15 protein-coding genes and 2 pseudogenes are annotated in these 12,828 nt (G+C 47.7%); all 17 read left to right on the top strand.

Going from position 1 to position 12,828, the window contains the following annotated elements; translation table 11 throughout:
• Positions 1–233 precede the first annotated feature (233 nt).
• Entirely contained in the window at positions 234–560 is a 327-nt protein-coding gene (locus K5Q99_RS00325; protein ID WP_100267452.1) for a plasmid-related protein, read from the top strand.
• 15 nt (positions 561–575) lie between these two features.
• Positions 576–995: a single-stranded DNA-binding protein gene (locus K5Q99_RS00320; RefSeq protein ID WP_040132793.1), complete on the top strand. Its 420-nt coding sequence runs from the start codon at positions 576–578 to the stop codon at positions 993–995.
• Between the two features lie 79 nt (positions 996–1,074).
• Positions 1,075–1,893 (top strand): phage recombination protein Bet, encoded by an 819-nt coding sequence (gene bet, locus K5Q99_RS00315; protein WP_000414662.1) that lies wholly within the window; start codon positions 1,075–1,077, stop codon positions 1,891–1,893.
• Positions 1,894–1,975: 82 nt separating this feature from the next.
• Positions 1,976–2,119, top strand: coding sequence for a hypothetical protein (locus K5Q99_RS00310; protein ID WP_000167275.1), 144 nt, complete (start codon positions 1,976–1,978; stop codon positions 2,117–2,119).
• Positions 2,120–2,180: 61 nt separating this feature from the next.
• The gene (locus K5Q99_RS00305) at positions 2,181–3,197 is read left to right on the top strand and encodes a YqaJ viral recombinase family nuclease (RefSeq protein WP_106651320.1); all 1,017 of its coding nucleotides are present in this window, start codon (positions 2,181–2,183) and stop codon (positions 3,195–3,197) included.
• Between the two features lie 209 nt (positions 3,198–3,406).
• Positions 3,407–4,366 carry an AAA family ATPase gene (locus K5Q99_RS00300; RefSeq protein WP_106651319.1) on the top strand — a complete coding sequence of 320 codons (960 nt, stop codon included), beginning with the start codon at positions 3,407–3,409 and terminating at the stop codon, positions 4,364–4,366.
• Positions 4,367–4,368: 2 nt separating this feature from the next.
• Positions 4,369–5,133, top strand: a complete 765-nt coding sequence (locus K5Q99_RS00295) for a hypothetical protein (RefSeq protein ID WP_001883780.1) — start codon at positions 4,369–4,371, stop codon at positions 5,131–5,133.
• 98 nt (positions 5,134–5,231) lie between these two features.
• Positions 5,232–6,185, top strand: coding sequence for a DUF3150 domain-containing protein (locus K5Q99_RS00290; protein ID WP_011788514.1), 954 nt, complete (start codon positions 5,232–5,234; stop codon positions 6,183–6,185).
• A gap of 61 nt (positions 6,186–6,246) precedes the next feature.
• A complete protein-coding gene (locus K5Q99_RS00285) occupies positions 6,247–6,687 on the top strand; it encodes a hypothetical protein (protein ID WP_106651318.1) in 441 nt (146 codons plus the stop codon).
• Between the two features lie 69 nt (positions 6,688–6,756).
• Positions 6,757–8,412, top strand: coding sequence for a VWA domain-containing protein (locus tag K5Q99_RS00280; RefSeq protein WP_106651317.1), 1,656 nt, complete (start codon positions 6,757–6,759; stop codon positions 8,410–8,412).
• Positions 8,413–8,493: 81 nt separating this feature from the next.
• Complete coding sequence (radC, locus tag K5Q99_RS00275; protein WP_032482366.1) at positions 8,494–8,991, top strand: RadC family protein; 498 nt, start codon at positions 8,494–8,496, stop codon at positions 8,989–8,991.
• Complete coding sequence (locus tag K5Q99_RS00270) at positions 8,991–9,332, top strand: hypothetical protein (protein ID WP_032482365.1); 342 nt, start codon at positions 8,991–8,993, stop codon at positions 9,330–9,332. Before radC ends, K5Q99_RS00270 begins: the two co-directional genes overlap by 1 nt.
• A gap of 90 nt (positions 9,333–9,422) precedes the next feature.
• Positions 9,423–10,496 carry a DUF7146 domain-containing protein gene (locus tag K5Q99_RS00265; RefSeq protein WP_055647251.1) on the top strand — a complete coding sequence of 358 codons (1,074 nt, stop codon included), beginning with the start codon at positions 9,423–9,425 and terminating at the stop codon, positions 10,494–10,496.
• An 89-nt stretch (positions 10,497–10,585) separates the two neighbouring features.
• A complete protein-coding gene (locus tag K5Q99_RS00260; RefSeq protein WP_055647252.1) occupies positions 10,586–11,293 on the top strand; it encodes a hypothetical protein in 708 nt (235 codons plus the stop codon).
• Between the two features lie 153 nt (positions 11,294–11,446).
• Entirely contained in the window at positions 11,447–12,292 is an 846-nt protein-coding gene (locus K5Q99_RS00255) for an IS4 family transposase (protein WP_106651316.1), read from the top strand.
• A 99-nt stretch (positions 12,293–12,391) separates the two neighbouring features.
• Positions 12,392–12,549 (top strand): annotated as a pseudogene (locus tag K5Q99_RS23000) (HTH-like domain-containing protein); the annotation flags it as partial.
• 75 nt (positions 12,550–12,624) lie between these two features.
• Positions 12,625–12,786, top strand: a pseudogene (locus K5Q99_RS00245) (integrase core domain-containing protein); the annotation flags it as partial.
• Positions 12,787–12,828: the final 42 nt, after the last annotated feature.

Genomic DNA, 12,828 nt, shown 5'->3' with positions numbered 1-12,828 from the left:
ATATTGCTGATCTGTTTCAGTGATATCTACGCCTGAGAGCATGAGCTCAAAGGAAGCCCGCCGCTGAGTATTATCAGTGGTAATAAGAGGTAGCTAGCCTCCTTAAACAAATAGCCTGCATGTTTTTACATGCTCAACCATGCGTTCCTTACGGTTCGCCTTTTCACCACCCAACTGGGGGAGTTTTCCCCAGTTGGGGGTGACTCCTTCAAAACCAACATAAGGAGTCACCAATGGAATATATCTTCGGATTTATTATCCAAATCGCAGGCATTATGTTGCTTGCAAAACTGAGCTGGTCGCTTTTGCGATTGCTTGCTGGTCAATGCTTGCGCCCGTTTCGATTTGTACTTACTCAAATCAAGCGATTGCTCACACCAACACCAAAACGTCGTCCAATGGCGGTGCCTAAAGCTCCTGGTATGCCCCGTTTGACACCTGCGTTTTACAAAGAGCCACATCCGTACGACATGGCTTTACTCGAAATACCAACCTATCTGCGTCGTCAGTCTTCTTTGCCCAGCCGGGCAGAAGCGACTGTGTGCACAGAGTTCAACTAAGACAAGGAGAACATCATGAAAAACCAAGTAACACTCATAGGCTACGTTGGCTCTGAGCCAGAGACGCGAGCCTATCCATCAGGTGATTTAGTGACCAGTATTTCACTGGCCACTTCTGAAAAATGGCGCGACCGTCAATCCAATGAGCTCAAAGAGCATACAGAATGGCATCGGGTCGTTTTTCGAGATCGTGGTGGATTTAAGTTAGGGCTAAGGGCAAAAGATTTGATCCAAAAAGGAGCGAAGCTTTTTGTTCAAGGGCCTCAGCGCACGCGCTCATGGGAGAAAGATGGGATTAAGCATCGATTGACCGAAGTGGACGCGGACGAGTTTCTGCTTCTTGATAGTGTGAACAAAGCATCCGAGCCATCACCGGCAGATGATGCGGGCTCCCAAGGTAATTGGGCACAAACATATCCTGAACCAGATTTTTAACCGAGCGAAAACGCTTTAACCCAGCCGGGAGTACTTTCCCGTCAGGGTCAGACTCCCACTTTGATTGTCGGAGTCCACAATGGAAAAACCAAAGCTAATCCAACGCTTTGCTGAGCGCTTTAGTGTCGATCCAAACAAACTGTTCGATACCCTAAAAGCAACAGCATTCAAGCAACGTGACGGTAGTGCACCGACCAATGAGCAGATGATGGCGCTCTTGGTGGTTGCAGATCAGTACGGCTTGAACCCTTTCACCAAAGAGATTTTTGCGTTCCCTGATAAACAAGCTGGAATTATTCCAGTGGTAGGTGTCGATGGATGGTCTCGCATCATCAATCAACACGACCAGTTTGATGGCATGGAGTTTAAGACTTCAGAAAACAAAGTCTCCCTGGATGGTGCGAAAGAATGCCCGGAATGGATGGAATGCATCATCTACCGGCGCGACCGTTCGCACCCAGTCAAAATCACTGAGTATCTGGATGAAGTCTATCGACCGCCTTTTGAAGGTAACGGCAAAAATGGCCCTTACCGTGTAGATGGTCCATGGCAGACGCACACTAAGCGAATGCTAAGACATAAATCCATGATCCAGTGTTCCCGCATTGCGTTTGGCTTTGTGGGAATTTTCGATCAAGACGAAGCGGAGCGAATTATCGAAGGCCAAGCAACACACGTTGTTGAGCCATCAGTGATTCCACCCGAGCAAGTTGATGATCGAACCCGAGGGCTTGTTTACAAGCTTATCGAGCGGGCGGAAGCTTCAAACGCTTGGAATAGTGCATTGGAATATGCCAATGAACATTTTCAGGGTGTTGAACTGACGTTTGCGAAACAAGAAATATTTAATGCACAACAACAAGCAGCCAAAGCGCTCACACAGCCTTTAGCTTCTTAGCGCCACGCATTCATTTTACTAACCCTGGCGGGATTATTCTCCCGTCAGGGGGAAGGTCTCGTCTTTTTTTTGGAGATCTTCCATGACTAAATCAGCCTCACTTTTTCGCTTGGTATTGGTTGTTGCCCTTGTCGTAGGTTCGATTCAAGCCGGTAAAGCGGCAATTGATTCGGTTCAAGCAAGTGTTGTTCAGCACCAAACAGCGTTAGCACAAGCTGCAAAGTAACCACTTAACCCTGAAGGGGAGTTCTCTCCTTCGGGGGAGTCTCCCCCTCAAAGGAGACAATATGAAGGTTATCGACCTATCACAACGTACTCCTGCATGGCACCAGTGGCGCATTGCAGGGGTTACGGCATCTGAAGCCCCAATTATTATGGGGCGTTCACCCTACAAAACACCTTGGCGATTATGGGCAGAAAAAACTGGATTCGTATTACCGGAAGACCTGTCGAATAATCCAAATGTGCTTCGCGGTATACGGTTGGAGCCTCAAGCAAGGCGAGCATTTGAGAATGCGCATAATGACTTTCTTCTGCCATTGTGTGCAGAAGCCGATCATAACGCAATCTTTCGAGCCAGCTTTGATGGCATCAACGATGCGGGCGAACCCGTTGAACTGAAATGTCCTTGCCGGTCAGTTTTTGAGGATGTGCAAGCTCACCGAGAACAAAGCGAGGCGTACCAGTTGTATTGGGTGCAAGTACAGCATCAAATACTGGTCGCCAATAGCACGCGAGGTTGGTTGGTTTTCTATTTTGAGGATCAACTGATTGAGTTTGAAATACAACGAGACGCGGCGTTCTTAACTGAATTGCAAGAAACGGCGCTTCAGTTTTGGGAGTTAGTTCAAACTAAAAAAGAACCGTCAAAATGCCCTGAGCAAGATTGTTTTGTTCCCAAGGGTGAAGCCCAATACCGCTGGACATCGCTGTCCCGCCAGTATTGCTCAGCACATGCCGAAGTGGTTCGACTGGAAAATCACATTAAATCTTTGAAAGAGGAAATGCGAGACGCTCAGTCAAAATTGGTCGCCATGATGGGTAACTACGCTCATGCCGACTATGCTGGGGTCAAACTCAGCCGCTACATGATGGCGGGTACGGTGGACTATAAGCAATTGGCCACCGATAAATTAGGCGAGCTGGACGAACAAGTTTTAGCTGCTTACCGAAAAGCGCCACAAGAGCGGTTGCGTATCAGCACCAATAAGCCAGAGCAGCCCGTTGAAACACCAATCAAAATCAGCCTTGAGCAAGAGAACCTGGTTCTGCCAGGTGACTCGCCGAGCTCATTTTACTTTTAACGTTCACTTGGAGCCGATTTCGGCTCCTTTCTCATGCACTTACATCGAGTGCATCAGAAAGCAGTTTCACTCGTAGCCAATGCTGGGTACGAATGATAGAGCGAGCTGAACTCTTACATACACAGCCATACCACAATCAACACACCACCCGACGGGGACTTCAGTCCCTGTTGGGGCATGGGGCCTCGTCAAAACAGATGAGGTTTACCATGACTGAACAATCCCCATTTTTGGTTCAAGTGAATCAAGCGTTTAATGTCTCGGCTCCTGATGCTTTCGTTCTGGAAGGATTTAGTGCCGACACTACCCATCCAAACATTCCCGTTCGCAAGGACGAGTATGTTTTTAGAAAAGAAGACTTACGTGACGTATTGGCGTTCTTGTCTAACCCCGACGGTGACGGTTTGTATATTACAGGCCCCACTGGATGCGGGAAGACCTCGCTAATTTGCCAAGTTGCTTCTCGATTGAATTGGCCTGTTCAGCAAATTACTGCGCACGGTCGATTGGAATTGTCCGATCTTATCGGTCACCACACACTGGTTAATGGCAACATGACCTTTGTGTATGGACCGCTGGCACTGGCTGTAAAGCATGGCCATTTGCTGATCATTAATGAAATGGATCTTGCTGAGCCTGCTGAACTGGCTGGACTCAATGACATTTTGGAAGGTGCCCCTTTGGTCATCGCACAAAATGGCGGAGAGATCATCATGCCACACAACAAGTTTCGTTTTATCGCTACCGGCAACAGTGCGGGCAGCGGTGACCAGACGGGCTTGTATCAAGGTGTGCTTCAACAGAATTTGGCTTTTCTTGATCGCTTTAGAATCATCGAAGCGACCTATGCAGAGCCTTCTGTAGAGGAAGCCATTCTGGAGAACGTTGCGCCGGGCTTGCCAGAAGTCTTTCGCCAAAAAATGGTGAAAGTGGCTGGTGACATTCGCCGTCTATTTATTGGGGGCGCGGATGGCGGCGCTGAGCTTAGTATCACCATGTCCACTCGGACCTTGGTGCGCTGGGCAAAGTTAACACTTGCTTTTAAAGGCGCTCCTAACGCAGTGGAGTATGCACTGGTTCGGTCTTTGACGGCTCGTGCTGAGTTGGAGCAACGTGAAGCCATTCACCGTATTGCCGCTGATGTCTTCGGTGACCACTGGGAGGATTGATGATGGAAAAGTGCTTTGCTCTTTACCGTTACAGTCATTCTGATGGGACAGCCAAAGAATGGGCGATTTACGTTGGATCAGATACCCAGGAGATTGAAGTCCGGTTTGGAAAAGCAGGTCAATTGTCGCAGCAGCGATTGATTGACTCGACTGATCCTAACGCAGAAGCAGACCGAAGAATCAATGAGAAAATCAACAAGGGTTATCGATTTGTTGGACAAGTCGGCATTGATCATCAAGGGCGGTCATTTGAACTCTCAAATGCGCTAGATAGTGTCGCGTGCGCCAATAACGTCAGTTGGGAGTTTCGTACTCGCAAGGACGTCAATGGCCAAATCTCGCTGGCGCAAAAAGCGTTGTTCGATATGGCAAAGCTGCTTGAAGCCTATGGCTTGGCTGTTATTGATGATAACCAGGTCAGGATTGGAGAATGGTCATTAGGGTTTTGCAAAAGCGGATTACCTAGTACCAATCAAATCAGCATGGTGTCAGGTGAAGGCGCTGGCATTGTTAACACGGATGATGGCCCGTGGCCATTGTTGCTGTTACTGGCCTTTAAGCGTCAATTACCACCACTGTGTTCGCTCACAGTAGCGAGTCCTGAAGGGATAGAAGTATCCGACCAACTGAAGTTGGAAAAAGATGTATTGCGGTTGCTAGGCAGTGATTTAGAGCGGGTTCGCCCGATTGCTGAAGCACTGGACTTAATGCCTGCGAAAATCGATCTCAACCAATCGTCGCCTGATTCGCAAAATTACTATTTCTGATAGTGATGTTGCCATTAGCGCGTCAACTACTACCACCCAAACGGGGGCCATTGCTCCTGCTGGGAGTGGTGCGTCCCCATCTCGCATGAGGATGCACTATGAGTATTCAAACCCTCGACAAACTTTTGATTTGTCACATCGACTGTTCCATCTGGAGCGGTAGAAAAAAACTAAGGCCTGAAGATTTCAGATTAGCCAATGGTAGTCAACTTCCACCGAAGGATGTTGCCAGCTTAGGGAGTAAAAAAATTTGCGACCCAGAGGCATTGGCGAACTTTGAAAGGCTTAAGAAAGAAGCGCAGCGCTTGTGTGAGCAAGTCGGTGTGCGGTTTTTAGGTGGCTATGCCGTCCCTGAAGACCGAATTGATCAGATTGTTCCAGAGCTTGACCGGATCGGTCAGGAGTTTGCGCAGTGCAAGCAGTTGTTCTTGGACAACTATGATCAGGTGACGTTTGACTGGGTTGCAAAACACCCGGAATTTGCAGATGCAATCCGGCGTGCGCTGTCACCCATCGAAGACGTGGAACAACGACTTCAGTTCGATTATGCCATCTATCGAATGCAACCAGCTGAACAAGCTGGTGGCTTAGATGACAAGGTCAATGGTATGGGACACACCCTCTTTAGGGAAGTGGCTCGTGATGCCAATGAACTGTTTGAGCGTTCCGTTGCAGGTAAGAATCAAATCAGTCAGCGAGCCCTTAATCCTCTGAAGCGGTTAAGAGACAAGTTGGATGGTTTGTCATTCCTGGATCATCGAGTTCAGCCGATGGTTGAAGCGATGGACAATTTATTTGTTCGTCTGCCGAAGACCGGCCCTGTGACAGACAATCTCTATCACGAACTGATGGCGACCATTTTAATTTTGTCTGATCCAGACAAGATGAGAATGCACGGTGAAGGTCAATTGGATATCAGACAACTGATGCCCAAACCTGAACCTAAACCCGCGCAGCCAGTTTCTGCTCAGGCTGATAACTTACGTGCAATACCACAACCAACCGTCAGACCAAACATTGGTTCGACTGTACCAAACTCATTTTATTTCTAACGTCCTTGAGGGCATGTTGCCCTTAAGGGCGCATGTCCTCTGAACTATGTAAGAGGAAATTATGCAATCAAGCATCCATAACCCCAGCCAACTGAACCAGTTTGAAGCACATTTTCGTGGTGTGACTGATGCGGTTGAAAGTGAATCGATACCAGAAGTGGCGTGTTGTCGAACGTTAGTACAACGGTTGTACTCAACACATAGTGTCGTGATCCCCAAGAATCCTGTTTTGATCGCAGATGCGGACGCACAAGGAGCTTGGGTAACGGCCATGGTATTTGTTCCAAACATGGCATTGCAGCAAACCGCTTTTGAGCGGGCCTGGCTGCAATATCAACACGAGGTGTCTACTCAGTTACAAGATCAGTACGGTCTGACATTGGATGACATCCTGAGTTTAGACCAGCTTAAAACGTCATTTGAGCAGCACGAGAGTCCAGCTCAATTGGTGGCTTGGTTAGGTCAAAAATACGACCTGGATAAGCTAAAAGCACAGGTTTAAACATCCATATTCCCAGCGGGGAAACGCTCCCGCTGAGGGAGTATTCCCCCTAATGATTAGGAGACTCCCATGAATCATCCATTAAAAAATGCACTGCCAATCGTTGCCGCAGCTTATGGCGAAAAGTTTGGTGTGAAGGTGCTTATTCAAGGACAAGATGCGTTTACCGATGGTGAGCGGATTGTGATCCCAACAGCAAACCCAGACGACCCACACTATCAACAGATAGCTTGGGGTTATCTGGCTCATGAAGCGGCGCATATTCGGCATACCAATTTTGACATGGTGAAGAAGGCGTCGTCTAAGCCGATCCGTAAGGCACTTCTCAATATTATTGAGGATGTGCGCATTGAAAACGAATTGGCAAGGGATTACCCCGGAACCCGGCGCAGTATTTCGCTAGTGATTGAGTACATGGTGGACACACAGCAAATGTGTGTACCTGAACAGCTTGAGCCTGCATCTAACTTGCAAGCCTGGTTGTTGTGCCGCTTGAGATGCCATTTTCTGGGCCAGAAAGCGCTGACGCCTTTGTATCAAGCAGTTGATGAAAGAGTGAGACAACTCTTTCCTGCCGCAGCGATGAGCCGGTTAAGCGCCATGCTGACAGCAGTGCCTAGCCTGGCATCTACAGGTGAAGTGCTGAAACTTGTCGATGCCATCGTTGCCATGTTGGAAGAAGAATCTCGTCCACCACAGGATGAGTCGGATGCTGATAGCGGTAATGACATTGGACAAGATTCGAGTAATGACAGCAATAGCAGTAGTGACAGTCAAACCCCGGAAACAGGTTCGTCTGCAACAGGGGATGCTGCTGAAACGGGTGATTCTGATAACTCTGATCAAGCTGACAACTTGCGACAAGCCTTAGAGGCCAGTGCCGCTCAGTTTGAACCCGATACCTTTGCACAAGTGGCAGAAGTGTTGTCGGAACAAGCTGAAGGACATCAGGGCGTCACTCCACTCAGTTTGCCCCAAGCAGAGCAAGCTATGTTGGGTGACGAGGCCATCTTGACCTTGTCGGCGTCTGAGTCCGCTCAAATTCGAGCCCGACTTAGGGGCATGGTTCAGTCCAGTCAGGACAATCGGAATCATGCCAAACGGCAAGGTCTTCGAGTTGCAACCCATCGTCTTGCCGCTTCACAAGCAGGTGAGTCGAGATTGTTTATTCAAAGGCAACCTCGCATTGCGCCCAATGCTGCTGTGCACTTGCTTGTTGATATATCGGGCTCAATGGGTAAGCCCATTGGCGAAGGTAATCGAAAGTACTTTCATGTTGCCAATGAAGCCGCTTTGGCTTTGGCCATGGCACTGGAAGGCATACCGGGTGTTGTACCTGCGGTCAGTTATTTTCCTGGTATTCATCAGGAAGTTTCTATCGCGTTGTTGCCCAAGCAATCGGTTCGACATCGGGCCGCCTGTTTTGACCAAAAACCACGAGGTTGTACGCCTATGGCACAAGCGATGTGGTTTGCGGCAAACAGTTTGTTAGCGCAAAAACAGAAGCGAAAGCTAATGATAGTGCTAACCGATGGTGACCCAGATGATTGGGCTGCCACGCATGACATTGTTGACCGGTGCAGACGCAGTGGCTTTGAGCTACTGGGGATCGGGATTCAAACACGCAGTGTTGAGAGATTCTTTCCACAAAGCATCGTGATTAACGACGTCAAAGATCTAAAGCGTGAGTTATTCGAAGTAACACAACAACTGTTAATTCAGTAACCACATCCATTTTACCACCCTGCGGGGACGATTCCGTCCCCGTCTGGGCATGGGTTCGTCTCCGTTTTTTTGGAGACTCCTATGAAAAACAAAAAGTTCTTAGCTGGCGAAGAAGCCGGTACTTACATCGTTCCTGAGCAAGTGACTGAAGCGGATATCTTAGATATGGCGCTCAAGCTTGCCCGTGGTCGATTGAGTAAAGGTCGAAAAATTGAACAGCCATCGTCGGCGTTCTCATACCTACAAACACTGATGCACGAGTATGAGCACGAAGTCTTTGGCGTACTGTTTCTTGATACAAAGCATCGCGTTATTCGATTTGAAGAGCTGTTCAAAGGCACTTTAGATGCGGCGAGCGTGTATCCAAGGGAAGTAACAAAGCGAGCGCTAGAACTTAATGCAGCAGCAGTGATATTGGTTCATAACCATCCATCGGGTGATCCTGAGCCAAGTGAAGCTGATAAAAGCATTACTCATCGACTCCGTGACGCCTTGTCACTTGTTGATATTCGAACGCTTGACCATGTTGTGGTCGCATCCGAGGGCTGCGTTTCGCTTGCCGAACGCGGTTATCTTTAATGAATGGGCGCATTGCCCATTCTCCTACATCACAAAAGCAGTCCCATCAACACACATCATCACAGCTCGAATTTCTATTTGAGTTTGATGATGCCCCAGTCACTTGGTCTGACACGGAAATCTGGCAGTTACGCGAAGGCATTCTATTGGATGCGATCCGAGTATTGCTGGATGGCCGTGTCAGTACTCGGTTGCGAAAGGATGTGTTGTCGTGGATTCAAAATGACGAATTAGCGCCATTTTGCTTTCGTGTTTGCGCGATGGCTGCGGTTGTCGATCCTGATGTGCTTCGTGACTCCATCATGTGGCTATTAAGACGACATGGTATCCAGCTTGACTAACGCTCCTGTATTAACCGAACGGCTAATGCAGGACCTAAGCTGACTTTTACCACCTGTGGTAGGAGTCAGCATTTTACTTAAGGAGGTTATATGGCGTTACCTTTACAGATTGAAACAGTAAGGCCATATCTTAATGGCCAATGGCTTCAAGTCTTGGCGGCATTGGTGCCTGAACTTGATGCCGCTATTGCTCGAAAAGGCCGTCATGTGGCTTGTCCTGTTCATGGCGGTCGTGATGGCTTTAGGCTGTTCAAAGATGCTGAATATACCGGAGGTGGCGTTTGTAACACCTGCGGGATCTTTCATGATGGCTTTGAACTGTTGTCTTGGATTAATGGATGGAACTTTGCTCAGTCTATTGAAGCAATCGGCCAGGTTCTTGGTATTCAACCCGGACAAATACAAGCGTCTATTCGGCCAATACCGAGTAACGCAGTTGATTGGAGGGCTAGAAAGCAGGACGAGGACAAAGCGATTATCCATCGCTTGAATCAAACCTGGGGAGAAACGCTATCTCTTGCAGATACTCGTGCGCAACCAGTTTGGAACTACTTGCATCGTCGTGGCATTGTTACGCGGCTTCGTCCTGAATGGGATTCGGTGCTGAGGTTTCATCCAAACTTGCCTTACCATGATGAAGATGGTCTGTTTATCGATAGCTACCCAGCGCTGCTAGGTAAAATCGTTACGCAGCAAGGGCGTTCGGCCACGTTTCATCGGATCTACCTAAGTGAAGATGGATTCAAAGCGCCGGTTGAAAAGCCTAAAAAGATGATGCCGATACCAAGTGACAGAACAATCACTGGTGGTGCCATTCCGATAGGTGAGCCTGGTGAAGTACTAGGTGTTTCTGAAGGCATCGAAACAGCTTTAGCGGTTACCAGAGCTACGGGACAGACATGTTGGTCGGTTGTGAATGCAACGCTACTGGCTAGGTTTGAACCACCAAGTAATGTGAAAATGCTGTACATCTGGGCAGACCACGATCTCTCTGAGACCGGCCTGAATGCAGCGAATGAACTCAAGAAAAAAGCCTGGCAAAAAGGCATTCTGTCACAAGTCTTGATCCCTCCGATACCAACGTCACTCGGCGTGAAAAGTTGGGATTGGAATGATGTGCTGAATGTTTACGGTGCCATCGGCTTTCCGAAAGTTCATATCTGATCCAAGGGGCTTCGGCCCCTTTTTTTGCGCCTTGCATATTTGAAAAAACATGGAGAATGAAAAATAGATAACCAATAGGAGAAACAAACATGATGGTATTAACCCTGTTAACAAAGCAGATTGATGGTGAGTTTACGGTTTACTGGAAGACCGGCATTCGAAGAGGTGGCGAGCTAAAGGTCAATTTAGGTGAGCAATACGACAAGCTACCTGAGCAGCAAAAGCCAATTGCAGCTGAGCTCTATGCTATTCATCACCTCTTGTCAGTGAAAGAGGTGATGGGCAGTAACCGAAGCGGCAATGGGCTTCAAATCCGAGTCAGTAAAGGAGCCATCAAAAAGTTACAGAAACAACGCTCAACTCAGCATTCACTGTACATCCTGACTAGGTTTTTGCTTACTCGATACCAGGAAGCACAGATCTCGGTAGAGAAACGGGACGATTGGCTCTCACATTCCTTCGAAGAATACAGCGTCGATAATGCTACAGTGAGAGAAATCGATGAGGTCATCAACGTTCCGAACATTGGACCTGTCGTGGTGACTCGTCATGCACTGGAACGGTTTGTGGAAAGGCTTTCAGACGGTGTACCTAAGCATCCTTGGAAGGCTTTGTGCACAAAGCTGTTATGTTCTGCGCTAACTAAAGCCGAGTTACCAGAAAGCGTCGCTACTAAAAAAGCAAAAAAATATGCACAAGAGGCCGAATTCTGGCAGCACGTGGAGAGCAAGATGTACTTTGTTATGATTACGGGTGACTCAATGAAGACATTGGTTACGGTTTTTGCAGTAAAGTAAGCTAATGTAGTATTCGCACTTTATGAATATTACTTATGTGCCAATTGCAGACATTTACATTGCAGTTCTCACAAATTCGCTTTTAATCAATAGCAGACATACAAACAGCGTTCGTTTTTATCGTAGCTATATGGATGAGATGACATCATTGTGATGCCTAAAACCCGCTGGCAACTTCGTTGCGCGATAAGGCTCATCAACAACCAACTGTCACAGTTAAAACTAAGTAAAGCCCCTGATAAAACCTTTTTGACTCGGTTAAAAGCGATGTTGCCCAACCGCTGTCGACCTGTGATAGTCACCGATGCAGGCTTCAAAGTGCCGTGGTTTAAGGAAGTCAGCGCCTTAGGCTGGCATTTTATCGGTCGTGTGCGCGGTAAAGTATCCATTCGATTACCGGGCCAAAGTGAATTTATCAGCATTGCAAAGGTGTACAAACAAAATGGGCAACAGCCGATGGTTCTGGGTGAAATCGCTCTTGGAAAATCGCAGGAATATGCCTGTCGCGCAGTACTTGCAGGCAAAGGCTGGAAGCTACGGAAAAAGGACAAACACCACTCGTATAAAGAACCGTGGCTACTCGTGTCTAACTTGGCGTATTGCTTCAATTATGCAAATAAAATCAATAAGCTCTATGCTGCGCGGATGCAAATCGAAGAAGCATTCCGCGACCAGAAAAGCCAGACTTATGGCCTTGGCAGCGACGCTCATCGCACGAAAAAGAAAGGTCGGTTAGAAGTTTTGCTTTTACTGGCTGCGCTCGCCAACTGGCTGCATTACATGCTGGGGCTGGCAGCTGAATTGGCCGCTGAACACCGGTCGTTTCAGGCGAACTCAGTTAAAACTCGCAGGGTGTTATCGTTCAATTATCTGGGTAAACGACTACTCCGATTAGCCAGAGTTGGCATCAGCGGCGAGGAGATCCAAGCGGCAGTCATGCAACTGCTTGAATGGGTCAGTGTTTTTGATTGGTCAAATGTCAGGAAGGCAATTGCATGATGTTGTTAGATTATTTCTGGGGATCCGTCAGGCAAAATGATTGGTTAGTATTCGGTTTGCTTTTGGGGGCCTTTTAGCTAAATTATATAAACCGGAGAGGTGCACGTGAACGAATACGTAATTTATGAGTGCATCAAGCAAGCTTTATCCTCAGCACCGCGCAACCAATACACTGCAGAGCTTCATTTGCAGATGTACAAATATGCCGATGATTTAAAAACGATAACTGCAAAGAGTTTTGCGAAGGTGTCGGTCTAAGAAGTAGTTTTGGGACTGAATTCAGCAAAATGCGTAATCTTGTAGGGCGTTTGAAAGCTGCAGGAATGGATACTGTTGAGCGCCACAACAGAACAATCAGGTACAGTTGGGTCAGCAAACATTTATTTGATACGCTTGAAGAAGTTCAAGACTATGCCACTCAATGGCTTTGGTTTTACAATCATGAACGGCCACACAAAGCCAATGGCGGAAAACCACCATTGATGGCCGCTTAGTATCTACTTTTAACTGCGGTTAAAAATGGGGTGATTACCGTC

The sequence above is a fragment of the Shewanella hafniensis genome, assembly GCF_019655335.1.
Taxonomy (GTDB): domain Bacteria; phylum Pseudomonadota; class Gammaproteobacteria; order Enterobacterales; family Shewanellaceae; genus Shewanella; species Shewanella hafniensis.
Note: the sequence above shows the minus strand (reverse complement) of the source record. Positions and strands in the feature narration are given on the sequence as shown.

Coding starts and splice junctions, on each gene's coding strand:
- K5Q99_RS00265 (WP_055647251.1), top strand. CDS start 9,423: ATGGCGTTACCTTTACAGATTGAAACAGTAAGGCCATATCTTAATGGC.
- K5Q99_RS00260 (WP_055647252.1), top strand. CDS start 10,586: ATGATGGTATTAACCCTGTTAACAAAGCAGATTGATGGTGAGTTTACG.
- K5Q99_RS00290 (WP_011788514.1), top strand. CDS start 5,232: ATGAGTATTCAAACCCTCGACAAACTTTTGATTTGTCACATCGACTGT.
- K5Q99_RS00270 (WP_032482365.1), top strand. CDS start 8,991: ATGAATGGGCGCATTGCCCATTCTCCTACATCACAAAAGCAGTCCCAT.
- bet (WP_000414662.1), top strand. CDS start 1,075: ATGGAAAAACCAAAGCTAATCCAACGCTTTGCTGAGCGCTTTAGTGTC.
- K5Q99_RS00320 (WP_040132793.1), top strand. CDS start 576: ATGAAAAACCAAGTAACACTCATAGGCTACGTTGGCTCTGAGCCAGAG.
- K5Q99_RS00255 (WP_106651316.1), top strand. CDS start 11,447: ATGCCTAAAACCCGCTGGCAACTTCGTTGCGCGATAAGGCTCATCAAC.
- K5Q99_RS00305 (WP_106651320.1), top strand. CDS start 2,181: ATGAAGGTTATCGACCTATCACAACGTACTCCTGCATGGCACCAGTGG.
- K5Q99_RS00310 (WP_000167275.1), top strand. CDS start 1,976: ATGACTAAATCAGCCTCACTTTTTCGCTTGGTATTGGTTGTTGCCCTT.
- K5Q99_RS00285 (WP_106651318.1), top strand. CDS start 6,247: ATGCAATCAAGCATCCATAACCCCAGCCAACTGAACCAGTTTGAAGCA.
- K5Q99_RS00300 (WP_106651319.1), top strand. CDS start 3,407: ATGACTGAACAATCCCCATTTTTGGTTCAAGTGAATCAAGCGTTTAAT.
- K5Q99_RS00280 (WP_106651317.1), top strand. CDS start 6,757: ATGAATCATCCATTAAAAAATGCACTGCCAATCGTTGCCGCAGCTTAT.
- radC (WP_032482366.1), top strand. CDS start 8,494: ATGAAAAACAAAAAGTTCTTAGCTGGCGAAGAAGCCGGTACTTACATC.
- K5Q99_RS00295 (WP_001883780.1), top strand. CDS start 4,369: ATGGAAAAGTGCTTTGCTCTTTACCGTTACAGTCATTCTGATGGGACA.
- K5Q99_RS00325 (WP_100267452.1), top strand. CDS start 234: ATGGAATATATCTTCGGATTTATTATCCAAATCGCAGGCATTATGTTG.